Here is a 21,864-nt window from a genome sequence, read left to right on the forward strand (position 1 = left end):
AGCCGTGGCCTCGTCTTGCCCGGTGCTCCCGAGGACGTCGGCTGCTGGCTCCTGCCTGATGTTCTGAAGGTGCTTCGGACTGCTCAGCTTTCGCCGCTGTTCCCCACGACGCCCCGCACCGTGTGCACCGCCGCGTCGACCTCCGAGAGGATGCGGCGGGCATGCACCAGGAACGCCTCGCCCGCGGGGAGCAGGCGCATGCCGCGACCGGTCCGCTCGAACAGGGGCGCGCCGAGCTCGTCCTCGAGCGCGAGGATGTGTCGGCTGAGCGGAGGCTGCGTCAGGTGCAGCCGCCGCGCGGCTCGGCCCACGTGGCACTCCTCGGCCACGGCGACGAAGGACTGGATGTGCGTGAGGCTCACGACGCGAAGTCTACCTCGTGCACCAGCGCCCGTACACGCGAGGCCGCTGTCATGCCGAAACAGCATTGGACGCCGTGCCGGAGTGAACGCCACCTTGTCCGCCATGACGATTCCCCTGTTCAAGGGCTCGGACGTGGAGCGCCTGCGCCGAGCAAGCCAGGCGGCCGCCGGCACGCTGGCCCATGTCGCATCGCGCCTCGCCCCCGGCATCTCGACGGCGGACATCGACGCGTGGGTTCGCGAGGACACGGCGCGCCGGGGAGGCAAGCCGAGCCAGCTGGGCTTCCATGGCTTCCCCGCCACCGTCTGCACCAGTCGCAACCAGGTGGTGTGCCACGGCATCCCCCGCCCGGACGAGCACCTCGCCCCGGGTGACATCATCAACGTGGACGTGACGACGTTCCTCGACGGCTTCCACGGTGACACCTCGGCCACGTTCCTCATCGGCGAGGTGTCGGCGGAGGCCCGGCACGTGGTGGACGTGGCGCGCCGGTGCCGGGACGCGGGCATCGCGGTGGTGCGGCATGGCGCGAAGCTGGGCGACATCGGCGCGGCCATCGAGGAGCTCGCTCGCAAGGAGGGCTGCAGCGTGGTGGAGGAGTTCGGTGGTCACGGCATCGGCCACCAGATGCACGGGCCGCCCGTGGTGCCCCACACCGGGAAGCGCGGCACGGGCATCAAGCTGCGCTCGGGCATGGTCCTCACCATCGAGCCCATGGTGAACCTGGGCCGCCCCGGCATCCGCCTGATGCCGGACGGGTGGACGGTGGTGACGGAGGACGGGCGTCTCTCCGCCCAGTTCGAGCACACCCTCATCGTCACGGGTGACGGTTGCGAAGTGCTCACCCGGCAGGAGCTGCCGCTCCGCATCCCCGTACCTGGCACGATACGCCTGGAGGGCGGGCAGGCAGCCGTGCCTGCCGTGGCTCAGTGAGGTGCCTACCCTTCACCGTCGAAGCCAGGAGGGCGGGCGATGAAGAGAGAGATGCTGCTGCATGAGCTGCACCCGGCGGTGGTCCACGCGCCGCTGGCGCTACTGCCCACGGCGGCGGTGGCGGACCTCATCGCGGTGACGACGGGCGACCGGGCCTGGGCGAAGGTGGCCCGGCGGGTGTGGGTGGCGGGCACGCTGGGCGGCGTGTTCGCGGGAGTCGCGGGACTGGCCGCCAGCCAGGAGGTGCGGATGGATTCGCCGCGCGCCCGGGACATGACCTTCCTGCACGGCGTGGGCAACGCCGTCATCCTGGTGGGAGCGATGGGTGTGACGGCCTGGCGGCTGAAGCGCGAGCCCACCGTTCTCTCCACGGTGCTGGGCCTGGCCGCGTGCGGGCTGGCGGTCTACACGGCGTCGCTCGGCGGGAAGATGGTCTACGAGCTGGGCGTGGGCATCAACCCCATGCCCGAGGACTCGCCGCAGGGCACGCTGAAGGGCCCTCCGCTGCTGTCGGCCCGGGCGCCCGTGGTGCTGGTGAAGGACGCGCTCCAGGGCGTGAAGTGGCTGGTGTCGCGAGCCCGCGAGCTGCTCACCGGCTCGCGGCCGCTGGCTCCCGGCGCCGAGGGCCTTCGCTCCAGTGAGGACGCCACCCTGCCGCTGCCGCTCGACACGTCCTCCCTCTCGGGGCGCGCGATGCCGCAGGCGTAGGTCCGCGCACGGTGCGGTGTGCTCGGGAATGGGACAGCGTGTTCCCACTTCCGGGCAGGCCTGCTGGACGCCCGGGACGGCTCACCGCCGTCCCCGTGAGACGTGCGGCGTCGTCCTGAAGCGGTGGCCGTGGCACTCTTGTTGCTCACGTCCGTGAGACCCCTCCCAGGCTCTCACGGGCCTGCCCGCCCGCTCGCTTCAGCACCTCCCTGAATGTCCTCACTCCTCCTGGAACTCCGGCTCGCGGTCCGTTCGATGTTTCGCGAGAAGGTGTTCACCGCGGTCGTCGTCACCACGCTGGCGCTCTCCATCGGAGCGACCACGTCCGTCTTCAGCGTCGTGTACCAGGTGCTCTGGCGGCCTCTGCCGTACCCGGAAGCATCGCAGCTCTACCGGCTCTTCCAGACCACCACGCCGGGCGCGGGCGCGGGGCCCCACCGCGACAGGGCGCGAGTCATCCTCCCCGTGTGGAATGCCTGGCGCGAGGGCGCGCACGGCTTCTCCCGCATCGAAGGCTTCCAGGGCGGAAGGCAGGTGCTCAGCGGAACGGAGGCGGATGACCGACTGATGGTGGGCCGCGCCTCCGTCGGGCTCCTGCCGATGCTCGGAGTGCAGCCCTCGCTGGGGCGGCTCTGGGGAACGGAGCTGGAGGTGCCGGGACGGGATGGCGAGGCCGTGCTCTCGCATTCCCTGTGGCAGCGGCTGTACGGGGCGGACCCGGGTGTCCTCGGGCGGAGCATCGTCCTGGACGACCGGGTCCACACCATCGTCGGTGTCCTTCCCGCGAGCTTCCAGTTCGAGCCGGAGGTGGAGGTCTGGAAGCCGCTGGTGTTGGACCCGGCCACGGAGCAGGGCAGCGCGCTGCGAGTCTTCGGGCGGCTCCAGCCGGGCGTCGCTCCCGAGCAGGGACGCTCCGAGCTCGTCCAGCTCGCCATGGGTGCCGAGCGCGTTCCGGGCGTGGTGGTCACCGGGATGAGCCTGGAGCCGCTCCACCAGCTCTGGGTGGAGCAATCCCAGACGCAGCTGCAGGTGGTGAGCGCGGTGGCGGCGCTGCTGTTGCTGCTCGGGTGCGCGAACCTCGCCAACCTGCTGCTGGCGCGGGGCAGCGCGCGCATGCACGAGATGTCGGTGCGCCTCGCGCTCGGTGCGAGCCGGATGCAGTTGGCCCGGATGGTGCTCGTGGAGAGCGGAGTCCGGGCGCTGCTCGGGGGCATCCTCGGCCTGCTCATCGCGCTCTGGGGGCGGGACTTGCTGGGCACGCTCGTCCCGCCGCAGCTCGTGTCCGGGCCGGGTGTCGAGCCCTTCGTCCTGGTGACGGCCTCGGTGGTCTCCGTCGCGACGGCGGTGCTGGTGGGCCTGCTGCCGGCGCTCCATGTCTCGCGGGGGCCGGGGGCGCTTGCTCCCATGGCGCGGGGCACGCGCGTCACGTCGATGGGCTTCACCCGCTCCGTGCTCGTCGTCGTGCAGCTGTCGCTGGCAATGGTGCCACTGGTAGGCGCGGGGCTCATGCTGCGCACGGTGTGGAAGCTCCAGAATGTGCCCCTCGGCTTCGAGGCGCGCGGCGTGACGGTGGCGGAGGTGTTCCTGCCGCTGGAGAAGTACGCGGGAGAAGACGCCGCGGCCTCCGTTGCGCGGAGCCTCATCGCCCAGCTCGCGTCGATTCCCGGAGTGCAGGCCGTGGGCCTCACGGGCAACCTGCCCTTCTCGGGGAGCGTCTGGCGGCAGACCACGGGCGTGCACGTCATGGGAGAGGCCGCCCCCACCGAGGCATCGGCCCAGGCCGGGTACATGCCCGTCACCGGGGGCTACTTCCGGGCGCTCGGAATCCCGTTGAAGGAGGGGCGCTACCCGGATGCGAGGGACACGGCCTCCAGCCCGCGCGTGGTGGTCGTCACCGAGGCCTTCGCCCGCCGCTTCCTTCCGGGCCGGAGCGCCGTCGGCGCGCGCCTGGAGCTGGATGTGGTGGATGACGGCTCGCGAAAGGTGCACGAGGTCGTGGGCGTCGTCGGGGACGTGCCGATGGAGCGGCTGTCCACGGTGCCCTCGGGCGACGTCTACGTGCCCCTGGCCCAGGACCTGCGCCACACCCTGAGCGTCGCGGTGAAGTCCACGCTGCCCGCAGGTCAGCTCATGCCCCTGCTGCATCAGCGGCTGCGCGCGACGGATGCAAGCCTTCGCATGGTGAAGGTCCGCCCGCTGGAGACGGTGGTGGAGGAGAGCTACGCCCAGGTGCGCGTGGTGGGATGGCTGCTCGGCGCCTTCGCGGTGCTGGCGATGGTGCTGGCCGCGGTGGGCCTCTACGGCATCCTCGCCTTCTGGGTGGCGCAGCGCACCCGCGAGCTGGGGATTCGAAGCGCCCTGGGCGCGACACCGCGCCGCCTGCTTCGCATGGTCATCGGGCAGGGACTGCGGCTCACGGGGTTGGGGCTCGCGGTGGGGCTCTTGGGGGCGGCGCTGATGGCGCGGGCGCTCGCGGCGATGCTCTACGGCGTGTCCACGTACGACCCGCTCATCTTCCTCGGCGCTCCCGTGGCGCTGCTGCTCACCGCGCTCGCGGCGAGCTGGCTCCCGGCCGCCTCCGCCATGCGCGTGGCGCCGAACGAGGCGCTCAAGCGGGACGGGTGAGGGCCGTCCTCCCCGAGGTCTGGCGTCGAAGTGTTCACCCCGGGGCGCTCGGCGCCGAGGGGAGTGTCCTCGCGGACCATGCACTTCACGCGGCAGAAGGCCCGGCCCCTGGGGCCGAGGTGACGTGAGCCTCCTGGTGGCCCCTTCCTGTGACGCGCCTCTGGAGGCTCCTCGCGGCCCGTGCGCGTCACCCGACGGAGCCCTCGTCTTCCGGGAGGTTTGAAGTCACGGGGAAATGGCGCTAGAGCTGCGTGGCAGCGACCGGGGGACGCATGCGCGCACGGGTGGACATGGCAGGGGTGGGGGGCGCGGTGCTGGGCATCCTGCTGCTCGCGGCCGGAGTTCCGTTGCTGGTGCCCCGCTGGGTGCTCGAGGATGCGCCGGTGCGCTCGGGGATGGTCGCCGCGCCCCCGTCGGTGGCGCCCGCCGTCGCGCGGAGTGACGCGTCGCCCGCTCCTGACACCACGAAGGATGCGCCCGGTCCCCGGTTGCAGGTGGAGCTCGCCACGGGAAGCCAGGGCACGGTGGTGGAGGTGGCTCGTGCTCGGGCCGCGTCGCCCGCGCTGGCCCGGTTCGCGGCCCAGGCGCTGGTGCCGTTGACGCCGGACGAGGAAGCGCTGCTGCGCGAGGAGTCGGTGGACGACGTGGCGGCGCTCGTGACTCGCACGGAGCGGGCCTTCCTGGACGCGACGCCCGAGACTCGCGCGGCGAAGGAGCGGCGCTACCTGGCCGCGCTGAACCTGGCCGCGAAGCTGGCGGCGCCTCCCGAACCCTCCGCCGCGGACGCCCGCGCGCGGGAGGTGGACGCGCGCTACCAGCAGGCGCTCGCGGCGGAGCGGGTGAAGTGGAAGGACCTGTCTCCCCAGGAGCAGGCGCACCAGCAGGAAGTCTTCAAGGAGTGGTTCTTCGGCCGGGAGGAGTCGCGATGAAGGCGTACTTGAGAGTGCTCCATGCGCTGTTGCTGCTGGTGCCAGTGATGGCGATGGCCGGGCCCCACTACGTGGCCTCGCGCGACTGGGGCAGCTTCATCTGGCTGAGCACGTACCTGGACGCTGGCCAGACATACACCTTCGAGACGCGGGATTTGACGGGCACGTCGCCGGACACGGTGCTGCACGTGCTGCGAGACCGGAGCGGCTGGAGCCAGGTTGCGGTGGGGGACGACTGCGCGGGGGCGACGCGCTCGTGTGTGACTTTCGTCGCACCGGACTCGGGCTACTACCGCGTCTGGGTGCGCGCCTACGCGGACGGGCGCGGCGGCACGGCGAGCCTGTACCGCAACGGCACGCTGCTCCTGGCCAACCAGCCTTTCGGCGGTGTGCCCGTGGCCTTCTCGTGGAAGGCGAAGGAGACCTTCCGCGCCAACTCCACGACGCCCAATGCTGGAGACCACCTCCTCTTCCTGCTGCGCTCCAACACGGAGTTCCTGCAGCTCGACGACGACAGCGGGCCGAAGGCCTACCCGCGCGTCGTGGCGACGACCACGCAGAACGCCGGAGCCCAGCGCGTGGTGGTGGGCCGCTACCCGGGCAGCACGGGCACGGCGAGCTTCGTCCATGACGAGGAGCTGTGGTCCACGGTGTTCGACGACAACGACGGGGACGAGGACGGCCTCTCGGACGCGCTGGAGCCGCTGGTGGGGCTGAACGCGGAGGAGACGGACTCGGACGGGGACATGGTGCCGGACGCGCTGGAGCTGTTCGGCAACGACGGCTTCTCCTTCTCCGAGTGGGGCAGCCCCACGGCGCGGGACATCTACGTGGAAGTGGACTGGATGCAGCACCCGACGAACCCGTACCTGACGCGGCAGCCGTACCCGGCGCTGGTGGCGGACGCGGCGGCGGTGTTCGCCCAGGACTCCGGGGTGCGGCTGCACGCGTTCATCGACGGGACGCTGCCCTGGTACGAGGTGGTCTGCTACGGCGCGTGCAGCGGCGGGGTGGACTTCTACACGCTGAAGGGGAGCTCCTTCTCCACGGCGAACCCGGAGCGGCGGCCGTACTTCCACTACGTGATGTGGGCCTACAAGCACACCAGCAGCACGTCGTGCTCGTCGGGCCGGGCGGAGATGCTGGGCAACGACGTCATCATCAGCATGGGGTGCTGGAGCAGCCCGAGCGCCGGAGAGCAGCGCGGCACCTTCATCCACGAGCTGGGACACAACCTGGCGCTGGACCACAACGGCAACGACGTGGTGAACCAGTACAGCGTCGTGCACGACAGCGTGATGAACTACCGCTACCAGCTCACGGGAGTGAGCAACTCGGGGTGGTACTCGTATTCGCGCGGGAGCAACGGGTGCGCGTCGTGCGGTACGTCGCCGAAGGCGGCGTGCGCCGCGTGCCGCGACGGCTTCCTGGGGTGTAGCTATCCCGGGTGCGGTGCGTGTGATTGCGATGTGAATGAGTGGGGCTCGCTGGCGCTGGACTTCTTGGATGACGGTGACGCGGACGACGGCACGGGCCCGGTGAAGGGGCGCACGCTGCTGGCGCGCTACGCGCCGGACGACAAGGGCGGGCCGGCGCGGCTCCAGCCCTTCGTTCCGCATGCGGAGCGGCCGGCGGAGGCACGTCGCGAGGCGGTGCGCCGCAAGCGGGAGTTGCTGCTGGCGCGAGGGCAGGTGGAGGGCAGGGACTTCCAGGTGTCGGCGGACGGCACGGTGCTGTACGCCGAGTGTCCGTGAGGCTCGGGGCCTTCCTGCTGGTGCTGTTCTTCGCAGGGTGTCGGGCGCGCTCCGAGGCCACGACTTCGGACGCGGGCACGGCCGTGTTGCATGCGCCCACGGCCGAGCGGACACGGCACGTTTCCACAGCGGCCCCGGTGGGCCCTTGTGATGAAGTCTGGCGCGCAGCGCAGGTAGATGTGGCCTTCAAGGAGGAGCCGGAGGACGCGGCCGGACAGCGCACGGGGCCACGGCTGGAGCGGCGCTTCACGGTGGCGCGGCAGCTCCAGGGGGCGTACCGCCATCAGGACCAGTGGGCCTCGGTGCTGGAGTACGAGATGGGCAGGGTGCGCGGAGGCGTGAGCTACAGCCTCACGGTGCCGGACGTGCTCGCGGACCTGAAGGGGCGCACGGTGACTTGGGTGAGCCACCGCGAGCCGGCGGGGTGCCTCTCCAGTGATGGTGAGGAGCCGGTGCTGCTCGCGGGTGACACGCTGCGAGACGAGAAGGGACGGCTGTTGCTGCTCACGGTGCCGAGTGCGCCCACGACGCCAGGTGGTGAGGTGTTGTTGCCAGCGGGCCTCGTGCCGGAGTTGCGGGTCTACTGGGAGGAGACGGGCTGTGCGGCGGGGCAGGGCGCTCGCACCCGAGGCGTCCGGCTGCGCTTGGAGGATGCAAAGACCCGGGGCGCATTGTCCGCTCGTGTTGGCGAGACAGTGCCGCTGACGCTGAATGGTATCCGCTACGAGGTCCGCGTGGCCCGTGCGAGGGCGGATATTTCAGGCCACTGCGGACAGGCTGTGTTCACGCTGTTTCGTGAGGGGATGCGCGAGCAGCGACCCGCGGAATGAGGATGCCAGGGTTTGCGGACGATGCGAACCCTCCGGGCTGACTGGCTGTCGTTGTTCGCAGTGTCCTGGTTGGCCTGTTCAACCGTCACGCCGCCCTACCAACAACAGTGGGACGGGGCCGAGGCGGGTAATGAAGCCACCCGCTGAGCCCTCCAGAGGGCAGGCGAGCACGGCCCTCCGTCACAGCATCACATCCGCGCGGCGCCCACTCGACCGAGATGGGAGGTCTGCCCGATGCCCGTCGAACCTGCCAGCTCGCCGCGCCACGAAGAGGTCGTCCCGTTCCTCGCGGGTGATGGGCGAGCACTCAACCTCATCCACGTCCACGCAGAACAGGAGGCACCCAAGGGACCGGTGGTCCTCGTGCACGGCGCCGGAGTCCGCGCCAACATCTTCCGCGCCCCCGTCCGACAGACCCTGGTCGATGCCCTCATCGATGACGGCTACGACGTGTGGCTGGAGAACTGGCGCGCGAGCATCGACGTGGAGCCCAGTGAGTGGACGCTCGACCAGGCGGCCGTCCATGACCACCCCGCCGCCATCCGCACCATCGTCCGCGAGACGGGCCACGACACCGTCAAGGCCATCATCCACTGCCAGGGCTCCACCAGCTTCGCCATGTCCGCCGTCGCCGGCCTGCTGCCCCAGGTGCCCCTCATCATCACCAACGCCGTGTCGCTGCACCCGGTGGTGTCCCACGCGGCCGAGCTGAAGCTGAAGTTCGCCGTCCCTCCCGTGGCCCGGCTCACCGAATACCTGGACCCCCAGTGGAGCTTCGGCGCTCCCACGCTGACGGCCAAGGCGCTCAACCTGCTCGTCCGCGCCATCCACCACGAGTGCGACAACCTCGTCTGCCGCTGGTCCAGCTTCACCTACGGCGTCGGCTTCCCCGTGCTCTGGCGCCACGAGAACCTCAACCCCGAGACGCACGAGTGGCTCCAGCACGAGTTCGCCAAGGTCCCCCTCACCTTCTTCCTGCAGATGGGCCAGTGCGTGCGCGCCGGACACCTGCTGCCCGTGGAGGACTTCCCCTCGCTCGACGAGGACCTGGCCGAGCGCGAGCCCCAGACGGACGCGCGCTGGGTCTTCCTCGCCGGCGCGGAGAACCACTGCTTCCTGCCGGAGAGCCAGCGCCGCAGCTTCGAGCACCTGGAGCGCTTCCGCCCCGGTTACCACTCGCTGCACGTCGTCCCCGACTACGGCCACCTGGACATGTTCATGGGCCAGGACGCCTCCCGCGATGTCTTCCCCCTCATCCTCGCCGAGCTCGACAAGCCGGTGTGATGGAGCCCCACCATGTTCCGCATGCCACGACGCATCGACACGCAGACCGGCCGCTTCTCGCGGGTCGATGGCATCCCCTATGAGCTGCCCATCAACTCGAAGGACTCCCCGGCCCTGATGGCCGCCTTCCCCATCGACGCGGAGAAGGCCGCCCGCCTGCTGCCCGGCGACGAGCTGCACCCGCTGCGCATCAGCCGCAAGAAGGGCGTGCTGATGATTACCGTCATCGACTACCGCACCACCGACATCGGCGCGTACATCGAGTTCAGCGTCGCCATCGCCTGCACCTTCGGGCCTCGCCGCGCGCCCCCGCTGCTGCCCGTCCTCTTCCAGAAGAAGTACGGGCTGGGGCAGTACGTCGTCGACCTGCCGGTGAACACCGAGGTCTCCGTCAAGGGCGGCAAGGGCATCTGGGGCATGCCCAAGCACCTGGGCAACCTGGACTTCCGCATCGAGGACGGCACGGTGAGCAGCCGCTACGACGAGGGCGGCAAGCGCGCGGTGCGCATCGAAATCGAGCGCCCGAAGAAGGCCTGGCTGCCCGTGCGCATGGCGGCCGCCAACTACTGCGCGTTTCGCGGCATGTTGATGAAGAGCTACATCTACTTCCGGGGGAAGCTCGGCTTCCGGCTGGGCCGGCGCGCCCGGGCGCGGCTGGAGCTGGGTGACCACCCCCGCGTGCAGCCGCTGAAGGACCTGGGAATCTCGTCCAAGCCCCTGTTCACCGGCTTCTTCCCCAAGACGAGCGGCGTGCTCGACGACCACTTCGAGGCGTGGTTCCTCAGCCAGCCCACGCTGCCCGCCGACACGTACCCCGAGGGACTGGAGAGCGTCTTCCCCCTGGGCCAGAGCCAGACGCCCATGCCGCCCCCGGGCGAGGCGCCCGCGCTGTCGTCGAGCACCGCACCCGAGGGTGAGCTGCTCACCATGGAGCAGGAGTTGGTGGAGGAGGTCACCCACCCGCACGCGTCCGAGCAGGAGGCGCATCCGTGAGCGCGCGCTGGCTCCAGGCCCATGAGCGGCAGTGGCGTTGGGTCCTCCAGGCCATTGCCTGGGTCACCATCGTCAGCGGCGTGGGGATGATTCTCATGCCCGGCACGTTGCTCGCGTTCCTCGAGGCCGGGACGGACCTGACCAGCCGGCACACCTTCGGCATCGAAGGCATGTTCATGGTGCTGTTCGGCGGGCTGCTGCTCCACGGCTTGAAGTCCCCGCGGGAGAATGGCGTGGCCGTGCTGTGGGCCGGCGTGCAGAAGCTGGCGGCCTTCGGCGCGGTGTCGCTGGGCGTGCTGCGCGGCGTCTTCTCGCCGCTCGCGCTCACCGTGGCCTTCTTCGACCTGCTGTCCGGCGTGGTGGTGCTGGGCTACCTCGCCTTCCTGCGCCGGGAGCAGCGGGCCTCCGTGGCCGGCCGCACCGGGGCGCTCACCGCGAGCGGGGCCGTGACGGAGCCGCTCGGGATGAGCGCACCCGGCGTGGGCGTGCCTCCATCCGGGCGGCCCCGGCCGATGCCGGCGATGCCCGGCGCATCCGTGGCGGAGGTGTCTCCGTCCGGCCCGGCACACCCCGCGGTGGCGGAGGGTGCGCCCATGACGGACGCGGCGCCTTCCCCAGCGCCCCTGCCCTTCACCGCGAGCGGGCGGAAGCGCTCGCTCATCCTCGCGGGCGGCGGCATGCGCGTGGCGTGGCAGGCGGGCGTCCTGCGCGCGCTGTCGGACGCGGGGCTCACCTTCCAGCATGGCGACGGCACGTCGGGCGGCATCATCAACCTGGCGATGCTGCTGTCCGGCCTGTCTCCGAAGGAGATGTGTGAGAGGTGGCGGACGCTCCGGGTGAAGGACTTCGTGTCCTTCGTCTCGCCGGAGCAGTACCTGCGCGCCTGGAAGATGGAGGCCATGGGCGACGCGGACGGCATCGTCCAGCACGTCTTCCCGCACCTGGGCATCGACGTGGAGGCCATCCGCGCGCACGACGGAATGGAGGGCACGTTCAACGTCTGCGAGTTCACCCGGAAGACGAACGAGGTCATCCCCCACACGCACGTGGACCGCGACCTGCTCGTGGCGGGCATCTCCCTGCCCATCTTCATGCCCCCCGTGCGGAGGGCCGGCGCCATCTACACGGACTCGGTGTGGATTCAGGACGCCAACCTGCTGGAGGCCGTGCGCCGGGGCGCGGACGAGCTGTGGGTGCTGTGGTGCATCGGCAATACGCCCGCGTACGAGCGCGGCGTCTTCCGTCAGTACGTCCACATGATTGAGATGAGCGCCAACGGCGCACTCTTCGCCCAGCTGGCGCAAATCGAAGACATCAACGCACGCATCCGCGCGGGCGAGGTGGTGATGGGGCACCGCGAGCCCATCGCCGTCCACCTCATCAAGCCCGAGCGTCCGCTGCCGCTGGACCCGGACTTCTACGCGGGGCACATCACCGCCGCCTCGCTCATCGACATGGGCTACTCGGACGCCTGGCGCTACCTCGCGGTGGCCGGCGACCGCGGCCTCCCCCTCACCCCGGAGATGACGCAGATGACCGAACCCGCTCCCGACCTGACCTTCCGCGAAACCATGTCCGGACCCCTGGCCCTTGGCGTCACCGACCCCGTGGCCGGCGCCCGTCAGGGCAAGGACACCGCCTTCACCATGCACTGCACCATCAGCGTGGATGACATGGACGCCTTCATCCAGGACGCCAGTCACGCCGCCCGCCTGGTGGCCCACGTCAGCTACCCGCCCTTCGGCGAGGACCTCCCCGTGCGCCAGGGGTACTTCAACCTCTTCCGCTCCACCGATGACCCGAACACGCGCCTGATGACATACGGCCTGCGCTTCGAGGCGAACGGGAAGGAGTACTACCTGGAGGGCACGAAGACCATCCACGACGACCGCGGCCCCGACCTGTGGAAGGACACCACGCGCCTGTACTCCCAGCTCCACGAGGGCCCGGATGCGCGCGGCCCCGTGGTGGGCGCGGGCGTGCTGAAGCTCGGCGTGGGGCAGCTGCTCAAGCTCATCTCCAGCATGCGCTCGGCCCGCGAGGGCACCGAGGGGCTCCGGGCCGTGGGCCGCTTCGGCAGGCTCTTCCTGGGCACCCTCTGGGACCTCTACGCGCCGCGCGCGCGGAAGGAGGAACCCGAGCGGGCCCCGGAGGGCACGGAGCGCGGGCAGGAGCCGACGGCGAACGTGTGAGGAGGGGACACCATGGACGCTGGCAATGCGCACTACGACGTCATCATCGTGGGCTCCGGCTTCGGCGGCTCGGTGATGGCCTGGCGGCTGGCCGAGGCCGGCCTGCGGGTCTGCGTGCTGGAGCGGGGCAAGGCGTATCCGCCGGGCTCCTTCCCGCGCAGCCCCTATGGGATGCGCCGCAACTTCTGGGACCCGAGCCAGGGCATGTACGGCATGTTCAACCTCTGGTCCTTCCGGGGACTGGGAGGCGTGGTGTCGTCCGGGCTGGGCGGAGGCTCGCTCATCTACGCCAACGTGCTGCTGCGCAAGGACGAGAAGACCTTCGTCCACGAGAACCTGCGCGACGGCGGCTACGAGTCCTGGCCCGTCACCCGCCAGGATTTGGACCCGCACTACGACGTCGTGGAGCGGATGATGAACGCCCAGCGCTACCCGCTGGAGCACGCGCCCTACGCGTCCACCGCCAAGACGCTCGCCATGAAGCTCGCGGCCGAGCGGCTGGGGCGGGGCGCGGACTGGCAGCTGCCTCCGCTGGCCGTCACCTTCAGCAACCCCGGGGAAGCGCCAGTGCCGGGCGAGCCCATCCGCGAGGAGCACCCCAACCTCCACGGCCGCACGCGCACCACGTGCCGGCTGTGCGGGGAGTGTGACATCGGCTGCAACTACGGCAGCAAGAACACGCTCGACTACACGTACCTGTCCGCCGCGAAGCGCCACGGCGCCGAGCTGCGCACGCTCGCCGAGGTGAAGGAGTTCTGGCCCGGAGAGCACGGCGGCTACGTCGTGCAGTACGTGGACCACTCGGACGCGCGCGAGGGCGAGCGGCGGGAGGTCTCCTCCGAGCTGCTGCCCCGCACGACACTCACCGCGGACCGGCTGGTGCTGTCCGCGGGCACCTTCGGGACCACCTATCTGTTGAGGTTGATGGAGAGGCGGGGGCACTTCCCGGCCCTCAGCGCCCAGCTCGGCACGCGCTTCTGCGGCAACGGAGACCTGCTCGGCTTCCTGCTCCGGTGCAGGGACAGCAGCTCCGGCACGCCGCTGCCGCGCGTGCTGGACGGGGGACGGGGGCCCGTCATCACCAGCGCCATCCACTTCCGGGGCGAGGAGGAGGGCGGCACCGGGCGCGGCTACTACGTGGAGGACGCCGGCTTCCCGGAGTTCTTCAACTGGCTGTACGAGGGCGCCCACCAGATTTCGCTCCTCAAGCGCAGCGCGCGCCTGGCGGGCCGCATCGCCAAGGGCTGGCTGCGGCTCACCCGCGACTCGGACGTCAGCGAGGAGATTGCCGAGGTGCTGGGCGACTGCACCGGCTCGGCCACGTCCCTGCCGCTGCTCGCCATGGGCCGGGACATCCCCGACGGGCACATGCGCCTGACGGACGACGGGATGCTGGACATCGACTGGCGGGTGAAGGGCTCCAGCGAGTACTTCCGCCGCGTGCGCGAGTCCATGCGGGAAATCGCCGACGCGCTGGAGGGGAAGATGGTGCAGAACCCGCTGGGCTACTTGAGCCGCGTCATCACCGTGCACCCGCTCGGCGGCTGCCCCATGGGCAACTCGCCCGAGGAGGGCGTCGTGGATGCCAATGGCGAGGTCTACGGCCACCCCGGCCTCTTCGTGGCGGACGGCTCCGTCATGCCCGGGCCCACCGGGCCCAACCCCAGCCTCACCATCGCCGCGCTCGCGGACCGCTTCGCCGAGCACCTCCTCGCCGGGCGCTCACGCCCCGTGTCCACCCCCGCCCACGCGCCCCAGGACGTGGAGGTGCCCGCCGCTCCCGTGTGAGCCCGTGTCGGTGATGCCTGTTATTTTCAGTATTGTTGCTTTCTCGTGATTCGAGACAGAGTGCGGCCCCTACCTTGGAGGGGAGTCAGCTTTGTCTACACGTGCAGGTCTCGCTCGCGGGCTATGTCTCGCGATGTTGCTATGGGGTGCGGGGGCGTTTGCCCAGGGCACCTCGGTCATCACCGGAACCATCTCCAACGCGGCGGACCAGAAGTCGCTCGCGGACGCCGTGGTGACGGCCACGTCTCCGAAGCTGCAGGGTGAGCGGACCGTCGTCTCGGACGCGAGCGGCCTGTACCGGCTCCCCCAGCTTCCCCCGGGCACGTACACCCTGCGCGTGGAGCGCGAGGGCTACGAGCCCTTCGTGCGCAGCGACGTCGTCCTGCGGTTGGACCGCACGGTGCGCGTCAACGTCCAGCTGCTGCCCAGCTCGCTCGGCGAGGAGATTTCCATCACCGCCACGCCGCCCACCATCGACGTGGGCAGCAGCACCGCGGGCCTGAGCGTGGACGCGGACTTCATCCGCAACATCGCCGTCATCCGCCCGGGCACCAAGGGCTCCGCGTCGCGCTCCTTCGAGTCGCTGGCGGAGCTGGCGCCGGGCGCCACGGAGGACCGCTACGGCGTGAGCGTGAGCGGCAGCTCCTCGCCGGAGAGCCAGTATGTGGTGGACGGCCTGTCCGTGAATGACCCGGGCGTGGGCACGCTGGGCACGCCGCTGTCGGTGGAGTTCGTCCAGGAGGTCAACGTCATCACCGGTGGCTACATGCCCGAGTACGGCCGCTCCACCGGCGGCGTGCTCAACGTCGTCACCAAGTCCGGCTCCAACGAGTTCCACGGCTCCGTCTTCGGCACCATGGCGCCGGGCGCCTTCCAGCGCGCGGGCACGGAAATCCGCCAGGAGGGCAGCGTCGTCTCCGCCACGGGCACTCCGTGGAACCAGGGTGACTTCGGCTTCGACCTGGGAGGCCCCATCGTCAAGGACAAGCTCTGGTTCTACGTGGGCGTGGCGCCGTCCTTCAACCGCATCCGCGTGGACCGGCAGTTCAGCAAGCTGGAAATCTGCGACGAGGTGGACCCGGCGAACGGCTGCGCGTCCGTGGGCGCGCGCCGCAGGGACCCGTCCACCGGCTTCAGCGTGGTGACGCCGATTGAGGGCAGCCAGGTCAGCCGCTTCGCGGACGAGCGCAGCGTGCAGTACATGAGCAAGCTGACGTACCTCTTCAACTCCGACCACAACCTGTCGGTGTCCGTCTTCGGCACGCCGCGCTCCTCCGGTGGCGACGGCCGGTACTCCTTCAGCCGCGACGGAGACCCCGAGGTGTGCGTGGGCCTGTCGTGCACCGGCTTCGTCCAGGGCACCTACGAGTCCATCGCCACGCGGCGCTCCAACAGCGTGATGGACATCGTCGCGAAGCAGCAGTCGTCGTTCTTCGACAAGAAGTTCCTCGTGGACGCCACGCTGGGCTGGCACCACCAGGCCGACTCCACCCTGCCGTCGGACGGCTCGGAGCTGGGCTCCAGCCAGGGCCTGGCCGGGCAGTCCAACCTGGCCTGGCGCCGCACGCGCACCCCGCACTCCATCACCGAGTTCGAGTCGCTGCCCGACCCGTCCGTCTGTGGTGCCACGCCCGCCGAGCAGTCGCGCAACTGTCCCGTCACCTCCTATTCCACGGGTGGCCCCAACACCATCAGCGAGGCGGAGCTGGACCGCGTGCAGGGCAAGGTGCTGGGCACGTACCTGATGCAGGCGCTCGGCCACCACATCTTCAAGGCCGGCTTCGACACGGAGCGCACGAGCTTCTCCCTCAACCGCGCGCGCACGGGCCGCACGCCGTGGCAGGAGTGCACGAGCGGCAACTGCTGGTTCAGCCTCAACGAGTACGGCTACCTGTCCGGGCCGGACACCCCGGTGTTCCTCGCCAGCAAGCAGGGCACGTCCACGTCGCTGACGGTGGGCGGCTTCGTGCAGGACAGCTGGTCCGTGCTGGACAAGGTGACGGTCAACGTGGGCCTGCGCTACGACGTGCAGACCATCTGGGGCCTGGATGACCAGGTGGGCCTGCACCTGCCCAACCAGTGGTCGCCGCGCATTGGCGCCATCTACGACTTCACCCAGCAGGGCCGCTCCAAGCTGTTCGTCAACTACGCGCGCTTCTACGAGAACGTGCCCCTGGACATGGCGGACCTGTCCTTCCCGCAGCAGCAGCTGTTGTCCGCCACCTACACCGCGCCGGCCTGCAACCCGAGCAACCGCGAGTCCCTGCTGACGGGCTGCACCGACGCCAACCGCCAGCGCCTGGGCAACGCCAACGAGGGCCCCAACCAGACCTGGGACGCCCAGGGTGGAGACCGCGTGCCGGTGGACCCGAACATCCGCGCGCAGTCCGCGGACGAGTTCATGGCGGGTGCGGAGTACGACTTGATGGTGGGCCGCGTCGGCCTCGCGTACACCCGGCGCGTCCTCAATGACGTCATCGAGGACATGAGCCGGGATGACGGCAACACGTTCTTCCTGGGCAACCCGGGCAAGGGCTTCTCGTCCGACTTCCCGGAGGCGCGCCGCCACTACGACGCGGTGAACCTGTACTACCAGAAGACCTTCTCCAACGGCTGGCTGGCCCAGGCCAGCTACACGTGGTCCAAGCTGCGCGGCAACTACTCCGGCCTGTTCCGCGCGGACACCGGGCAGCTGTCTCCCAACCTGACGCGCGACTTCGACCTGCTGTCGCTCACCACCAACCGCGACGGCCCGCTGCCCGGCGACCGCACGCATTCCTTCAAGGCCTTCGGCGCGCGCGAGTTCGTGCTCACCAACGCCACCAGCTTCAACGTGGGTGGCGGCTACCGGAGCCGCTCGGGCACGCCGCTCAACTACCTGGGCCTGCACCCGCGCCGCAGTGGCTCGGAGACGTTCATCCTCCCGCGTGGCAGCGCCGGCCGGCTGCCCTGGGTGCACAACGTCGACACCCACGTGGGCGTCAGCCAGAAGCTGTCGAAGGACTACACGCTGAGCGTGTCCATGGACGTGTTCAACCTCTTCAACTTCCAGCAGTACACCAACGTGGACCAGACGCTGGCGCTCAACCGCGTGTACGCCATCGAGCAGGACGGCAAGCCGGCGGACCTGTCGGCGTGCCTCGATGCGTACAACACCGCCTGCCGCATCGTCCCCGTCTCGGACACGGAGTACACCGTGCTCCCCGACGGGACGAAGCTCGCGCGCATCCGCACGTCCGACATCAACCCCAACTTCAAGCGCCCCACGGCGTACCAGGCGCCGCGGTCCATCCGCTTCGGCGCGAAGCTGAGCTTCTAGCCCGCTCCCCAGAGAGGACACCTTCCATGAAACTTCGACTGATGGGACTGAGCGTGGGCGTGGCGACGGCCGCCGTGGCCGTATTCGCATGCGGCGTGGACGAGCCGGAGCCGCAGTGCGTGGTGGCGCGCGCGAGCATCGACGGCTCCACCGGCTCCTTCGCCGCGACGTACACCCTGAAGCCCGGACAGAATCCGGACCAGCAGTGCGCACGGCTCAAGCCGGAGCGCGTGGGCCTGCAGAAGTACTTCGGTGAGACTCCGAGCGCGCCGGACTCCGTCGCCGTGCGCAGCGCCCGGTTGGGCAAGCTGGGGCGGGACTTCGCATCCACGCGGCCGGACCCGGACCCCACGCATGCGACGTACTCGGTGGGCCCGTTCGCCAGCGAGGCGCCGGGGCCGGACAACTTCTGCAACGTGCCCACGCTCACGCCCTCGCGGCTGGACGTGCCCGCCACGGCACCGGGCCTGCCCGACGGCGGGGTGCAGCCGGACGGCGGCCCGCCCGCCCAGGCGGCGCAGACCTTCACGTACGAGTGGTCCAACCTGCGCATCTACAACTCGCCGGGGACGCCGGGCACGCAGTTCACCGCGGAGCTGCGCTACACGGAGAACGGCTGCACCGCGGAGTACAGCGCCAAGGGCATCTGGCCCGTGGTGACGTGCGGACTGAGCGACGGTGGCGTCAACGAGGTGGCGTGCGACCCGTACGCGAACTTCGACGCGGGGCGGCTGCGCGGCTCGGGCATCAACCCCATCTTCCCCGTCAAGTGCGACCCGGACGCGCTCATCTGCGTGCTCACGGGCGAGGTGCCGTCGGAACAGCAGCAGCCGTGACACGGATGCAGTGAGCTCGTCAACGGGCCCGGTGGAGACTTCGTGCTCCGCCGGGCCCGTGCGCGCTTCCTGACCCATCTCGACTTTTCAAACGCGGGACGCTACATGGTCGCGGCGCTTCAGCGAGCGCATTGGCGGCCACGGTCCTGCGCATGCTTTCGGTTCCCTTCTTCGGCACCGCCACGGAGCTCAGTCGCTTCACGCAGCGCACGGGCACGTCCGTCGTCCTGGTGGGCACGGGCGGCACGGAGAGCGCCTTCCCGCAGGACCTGGCGGAGCGCATCTTCGCGTGGTCCCCGGACGTGAAGCTGGCGTCGGCCAGTCCCGAGGCGCTCACGCGCGTCTCGGGGGACGCGATTCAGCCCGGTGACGTGTTCATCTTCGCGGATGGCAAGCTGAGCTGGCGGAGCGAGCCGGCACTGAACCTGGACTCACACGCGCTGGCGTCGCAGGCCGTGTCGCTGTTCATCAGCGCGCTGTCACAGCAGGGCTATGTGCGGCTCAAACAGCGCGAGCGCAACGACGCCATCTTCACGCGCGTGAAGCTGGTTGCGATGGAGCGGTTGCTGAAGAACCGGGCGAAGCGGGCCTCTCGTGCGAAGGCCGCGCCGGAGCCGGAGCCGGCTCGGGTGGAAGACCCGTACGCGCTGCTGGGGCTGACGCCGGGGGCTTCCTTCGAGGAGGCGCGCGCGGCCCGCAACGCGCTGCTCCTGCAGTACCACCCGGACAAGGTGGCGGGGCTGGGGCCGAAGCTGCGCGAGGTGGCCGAGGCGGAGACGAAGCGCATCAACGCGGCGTTCGCGAGCCTGACGGCTCCGGCGCGCGCGGGGCGGGGACCGCGGGAGTAGACGCGCGCTCTGTGTCGTCTAGCGAGTGGGCAGCTCACGGAAGGTGAGGCCGTCCAGCTCCAGGCGCTGCACGGCGTTCATGAGCCGCTCGGTGCCGACAATCATCGTGGCGAAGTTGCCCACGCGGAAGAGGTCCAGGTCAGTGGGCAGGGTGGCGGCGTCCAGGATGGGGTTGTCCGGCCATTTGAAGGCGTGCCGGCCACAGGTGGCGCACGGTGGAGGAACATCCGGTGGAATGCAGTCCGGGTGCAGCCGGCCGTGGGGCTCAATCTGGAGTTCCATCAGCTCCGGCGGGTTCTTCTGACGGAACCGCAGCTCCGTTCGACAGCCCAGCAGCCCCCGGACGCCCGATGCCTGGAGGCGCTCCAACACGTCCCGGTGCACGAGGAGCTTCAGCCCCCCCACCCAGGAGATGGGGCCAAACTCCCCATGGGCACGGCCCACCAGCGGACCGAAGCCCGTACCGGGTGGTAGCTCCGCGTCCCGAGGTGCCAGGGGGCGCACCAGCTCGCGCAGGCGCGCGAACTCGGGGAAGGGCTCGGGCCTGGCCTTCTCGAACTGCTTGCGCTCTGGCAATTGTGACAGGTCAATGCACGGGTACTCGTGGCCCGCATCGGTCCAGGTGGCGCCGCAGGTGTGGCACCTCACGCCTGGCAGCCCCAGCTTGTGCCACGCGTTGACTACTCCGCCATGCTTCGCTGCCGCCGCCCGGTCCTCGTCCAGCAAGAAGTACCTGCTCATCGAACCTCACGCTCCCGGACGGGAATGGTAGGGCTGAACGGGGCCACCGATGAGTTCGAAGCGGTGGATGAGTTCCCCTGCGTGCTTGTAGATATCCTCGGGGGTGGCTCTGCGGTTCGTCTTCATGAAGTCCCGCCAGGCCTGGTTCCACGGCCCGCCACGCCCGTCGTTCCCGTGAATCCTCCGGTGGAGGGCACGCGGAATCGGCATGGTGTAGTCGTGAATCTTGATGCCTCGCCCAGTGAACCACAGCGAGAACTCCTCGGCCTGGGGGAAGATGTGGTGCTTCTCCCAATGTCCGGGCGTGAGCTGGCGTGACGGCGGGATGAGCCTGTCAGGGGCGCCATTCCAGTTGGGAAACACCATGACGGCGCCCTTCGGCAGATTCTGCGCGCCTCCCCAGTTCCTCCGCGGGCCCATGCCCGGTGCCGCGGCCGCAGCGGGCGGACGCGAAGGAGGGAAGCGCGCCAGCTCGACTTCTCCGGGCAGGTCCTCACAGCGGTAGAAGCCGCAAGCGTCACCCAGGCAGAGCAGGGTGACGCACTGGTCGTCCCCTGGTTCGTCGCACTCCAGCTCCGCCGCATCCCGGGCCTGCTGCATGGATGGCCTGGCGGCGGTGGCGCAGCCCAACAAGGACACGGCGGATATCAAGACTGCGATGGCGAGGGACAGGCGCATGCCCCACGAACGTCAGCGGGAATCGTCCCAGCCACGGTGGCCCATGCGCGCTGGGCACCTGTGTGAACCCGCACGTCTGGAACGCACCGTGCTTGGACGACTCCGGTAGTCCTGTTACGGGTGGAACTCCCGTGACAGGCGGGGCCCGTGGCCCGCGCTTCGGAGCGGGTCATGAGGATTCAGCCTTGCGACGAGAGCCCACCCCGGAGCCGCCGACGTACGCGACGGTGCGCGCCATCGCCGAGGCCACTCATCGCGTTGTCTGGCTCCTCACCCCGGACGGCGCGCTGGCGGACGACAGCCCGAGCTGGTGCTCCTTCACGGGCCAGTCCCCGGAAGAGGCGGAGGGACATGGGTGGCGTGACGCCATCCACTGCAACCGGGTTCCCGAAAGCAGTGACGTGGAGGCCCGCATGGAGGCCAACCGTCAGAGTGAGGCCCCGCGGGCCGGGCTGCCGTGGTGATGCCTCCGGTGCCCGGGACGTCAGGCGACGGAGGCGAGCGTGGGACCGTCCCTTCCTCCGCCGAGGCTGCGTCTCACCTGCCCCAGGAAGCGCGACAGGTCACCGTCCTTGTGCAGGAAGACTTCCCCACGCGGGGCGAGCATGGCGTGCTCGCTGCTGTGCAGGATGAGCGGCGTGTTTCGCAAGCGCTCGTCGGCACGCAGCCGGTGACACAGCTCCAGCCCGGTCATCCGCGGCATGCACACGTCGGTGATGATGAGGTCGGGCCGCAACACCAGGGCCTGCTCCAGCCCCTCCTGACCGTCATGGGCGACGGTGACCGCGCAGCCCAGCTCCTCGAGGGCCCACGTGTAGATTTCGAGGAGGTCCGTGTCGTCGTCGATGAGGAGGATGTTGGGCTGGAAGTTCATGCTGCGCCTCATTCCGGTGATGGGCGGCCGTGCGCCCCGTCTCATATAGACAGGTCCTCCTGGGCGAGAATGTGAACGGCGGTTTCAGCGTGTGCTGATGATGGGAGCGCCCGACCGGTGCCACCGGAGCGCGTGAGGCGCTGGAGTCGCGGGTCCCGAGGAGCAGGCA

General features: G+C 70.0%; 18 protein-coding genes and 1 pseudogene. 15 read left to right on the forward strand and 4 right to left on the reverse strand.

Going from position 1 to position 21,864, the window contains the following annotated elements; translation table 11 throughout:
• Positions 1-83: 83 nt before the first annotated feature.
• Complete coding sequence (locus G4D86_RS15960; protein WP_163994496.1) at positions 84-362, reverse strand: LysR family transcriptional regulator; 279 nt, start codon at positions 360-362, stop codon at positions 84-86.
• Positions 363-465: 103 nt separating this feature from the next.
• Here G4D86_RS15960 and map point away from each other — a divergent pair, with 103 nt between their 5' ends.
• From map to G4D86_RS16025, 14 genes and pseudogenes are all read left to right on the forward strand, one after another.
• The gene (map, locus tag G4D86_RS15965; protein WP_163994498.1) at positions 466-1,296 is read left to right on the forward strand and encodes a type I methionyl aminopeptidase; all 831 of its coding nucleotides are present in this window, start codon (positions 466-468) and stop codon (positions 1,294-1,296) included.
• A gap of 39 nt (positions 1,297-1,335) precedes the next feature.
• Complete coding sequence (locus G4D86_RS15970; RefSeq protein WP_163994501.1) at positions 1,336-2,004, forward strand: DUF2231 domain-containing protein; 669 nt, start codon at positions 1,336-1,338, stop codon at positions 2,002-2,004.
• 213 nt (positions 2,005-2,217) lie between these two features.
• Positions 2,218-4,629 (forward strand): ADOP family duplicated permease, encoded by a 2,412-nt coding sequence (locus G4D86_RS15975; RefSeq protein ID WP_163994504.1) that lies wholly within the window; start codon positions 2,218-2,220, stop codon positions 4,627-4,629.
• 272 nt (positions 4,630-4,901) lie between these two features.
• Positions 4,902-5,558, forward strand: a complete 657-nt coding sequence (locus G4D86_RS15980; protein ID WP_163994507.1) for a hypothetical protein — start codon at positions 4,902-4,904, stop codon at positions 5,556-5,558.
• Positions 5,555-7,312 carry a hypothetical protein gene (locus tag G4D86_RS15985; protein WP_163994511.1) on the forward strand — a complete coding sequence of 586 codons (1,758 nt, stop codon included), beginning with the start codon at positions 5,555-5,557 and terminating at the stop codon, positions 7,310-7,312. Before G4D86_RS15980 ends, G4D86_RS15985 begins: the two co-directional genes overlap by 4 nt.
• 179 nt (positions 7,313-7,491) lie before the next feature.
• Positions 7,492-8,142 carry a hypothetical protein gene (locus G4D86_RS15990; protein WP_163994513.1) on the forward strand — a complete coding sequence of 217 codons (651 nt, stop codon included), beginning with the start codon at positions 7,492-7,494 and terminating at the stop codon, positions 8,140-8,142.
• 21 nt (positions 8,143-8,163) lie between these two features.
• Positions 8,164-8,265, forward strand: a pseudogene (locus G4D86_RS54530) (SitA6 family polymorphic toxin lipoprotein); the annotation flags it as partial.
• Between the two features lie 111 nt (positions 8,266-8,376).
• The gene (locus G4D86_RS15995) at positions 8,377-9,426 is read left to right on the forward strand and encodes an alpha/beta hydrolase family protein (RefSeq protein ID WP_163994516.1); all 1,050 of its coding nucleotides are present in this window, start codon (positions 8,377-8,379) and stop codon (positions 9,424-9,426) included.
• A gap of 12 nt (positions 9,427-9,438) precedes the next feature.
• Entirely contained in the window at positions 9,439-10,419 is a 981-nt protein-coding gene (locus G4D86_RS16000) for an acetoacetate decarboxylase family protein (RefSeq protein WP_163994518.1), read from the forward strand.
• A complete protein-coding gene (locus G4D86_RS16005) occupies positions 10,416-12,611 on the forward strand; it encodes a patatin-like phospholipase family protein (RefSeq protein WP_240360277.1) in 2,196 nt (731 codons plus the stop codon). The genes G4D86_RS16000 and G4D86_RS16005 overlap by 4 nt, the downstream gene beginning before the upstream one ends.
• Before the next feature lie 12 nt (positions 12,612-12,623).
• A complete protein-coding gene (locus tag G4D86_RS16010) occupies positions 12,624-14,399 on the forward strand; it encodes a GMC oxidoreductase (RefSeq protein ID WP_163994520.1) in 1,776 nt (591 codons plus the stop codon).
• Between the two features lie 133 nt (positions 14,400-14,532).
• Positions 14,533-17,718: a TonB-dependent receptor gene (locus G4D86_RS16015; protein WP_163994522.1), complete on the forward strand. Its 3,186-nt coding sequence runs from the start codon at positions 14,533-14,535 to the stop codon at positions 17,716-17,718.
• Between the two features lie 26 nt (positions 17,719-17,744).
• On the forward strand, positions 17,745-18,554 hold the full coding sequence (locus tag G4D86_RS16020; RefSeq protein ID WP_163994524.1) for a hypothetical protein: 810 nt from the start codon (positions 17,745-17,747) through the stop codon (positions 18,552-18,554).
• Positions 18,555-18,706: 152 nt separating this feature from the next.
• A complete protein-coding gene (locus G4D86_RS16025) occupies positions 18,707-19,402 on the forward strand; it encodes a J domain-containing protein (RefSeq protein WP_163994526.1) in 696 nt (231 codons plus the stop codon).
• Positions 19,403-19,420: 18 nt separating this feature from the next.
• On the opposite strand, the gene sitI6 is transcribed toward G4D86_RS16025, so the two are convergent.
• Positions 19,421-20,143: a SitI6 family double-CXXCG motif immunity protein gene (sitI6, locus tag G4D86_RS16030; protein WP_163994528.1), complete on the reverse strand. Its 723-nt coding sequence runs from the start codon at positions 20,141-20,143 to the stop codon at positions 19,421-19,423.
• A gap of 6 nt (positions 20,144-20,149) precedes the next feature.
• Positions 20,150-20,821: a SitA6 family polymorphic toxin lipoprotein gene (gene sitA6, locus G4D86_RS16035; protein WP_163994530.1), complete on the reverse strand. Its 672-nt coding sequence runs from the start codon at positions 20,819-20,821 to the stop codon at positions 20,150-20,152.
• 185 nt (positions 20,822-21,006) lie between these two features.
• Between sitA6 and G4D86_RS16040 the strand changes: the two genes are divergently transcribed.
• Entirely contained in the window at positions 21,007-21,285 is a 279-nt protein-coding gene (locus G4D86_RS16040; RefSeq protein WP_163994532.1) for a PAS domain-containing protein, read from the forward strand.
• Between the two features lie 20 nt (positions 21,286-21,305).
• Here the strand turns inward: G4D86_RS16040 and G4D86_RS16045 are convergent, their stop codons facing one another.
• Positions 21,306-21,695, reverse strand: a complete 390-nt coding sequence (locus G4D86_RS16045) for a response regulator (RefSeq protein ID WP_163994535.1) — start codon at positions 21,693-21,695, stop codon at positions 21,306-21,308.
• Positions 21,696-21,864 lie beyond the last annotated feature (169 nt).

Origin of the sequence: Pyxidicoccus caerfyrddinensis (assembly GCF_010894405.1) — a bacterium.
GTDB classification, from domain to species: Bacteria; Myxococcota; Myxococcia; order Myxococcales; family Myxococcaceae; genus Myxococcus; species Myxococcus caerfyrddinensis.

Coding starts and splice junctions, on each gene's coding strand:
- map (WP_163994498.1), top strand. CDS start 466: ATGACGATTCCCCTGTTCAAGGGCTCGGACGTGGAGCGCCTGCGCCGA.
- G4D86_RS15970 (WP_163994501.1), top strand. CDS start 1,336: ATGAAGAGAGAGATGCTGCTGCATGAGCTGCACCCGGCGGTGGTCCAC.
- G4D86_RS15975 (WP_163994504.1), top strand. CDS start 2,218: ATGTCCTCACTCCTCCTGGAACTCCGGCTCGCGGTCCGTTCGATGTTT.
- G4D86_RS15980 (WP_163994507.1), top strand. CDS start 4,902: ATGCGCGCACGGGTGGACATGGCAGGGGTGGGGGGCGCGGTGCTGGGC.
- G4D86_RS15985 (WP_163994511.1), top strand. CDS start 5,555: ATGAAGGCGTACTTGAGAGTGCTCCATGCGCTGTTGCTGCTGGTGCCA.
- G4D86_RS15995 (WP_163994516.1), top strand. CDS start 8,377: ATGCCCGTCGAACCTGCCAGCTCGCCGCGCCACGAAGAGGTCGTCCCG.
- G4D86_RS16000 (WP_163994518.1), top strand. CDS start 9,439: ATGTTCCGCATGCCACGACGCATCGACACGCAGACCGGCCGCTTCTCG.
- G4D86_RS16010 (WP_163994520.1), top strand. CDS start 12,624: ATGGACGCTGGCAATGCGCACTACGACGTCATCATCGTGGGCTCCGGC.
- G4D86_RS16015 (WP_163994522.1), top strand. CDS start 14,533: ATGTTGCTATGGGGTGCGGGGGCGTTTGCCCAGGGCACCTCGGTCATC.
- G4D86_RS16020 (WP_163994524.1), top strand. CDS start 17,745: ATGAAACTTCGACTGATGGGACTGAGCGTGGGCGTGGCGACGGCCGCC.
- G4D86_RS16025 (WP_163994526.1), top strand. CDS start 18,707: ATGCTTTCGGTTCCCTTCTTCGGCACCGCCACGGAGCTCAGTCGCTTC.
- sitI6 (WP_163994528.1), bottom strand. CDS start 20,143: ATGAGCAGGTACTTCTTGCTGGACGAGGACCGGGCGGCGGCAGCGAAG.
- sitA6 (WP_163994530.1), bottom strand. CDS start 20,821: ATGCGCCTGTCCCTCGCCATCGCAGTCTTGATATCCGCCGTGTCCTTG.
- G4D86_RS16045 (WP_163994535.1), bottom strand. CDS start 21,695: ATGAACTTCCAGCCCAACATCCTCCTCATCGACGACGACACGGACCTC.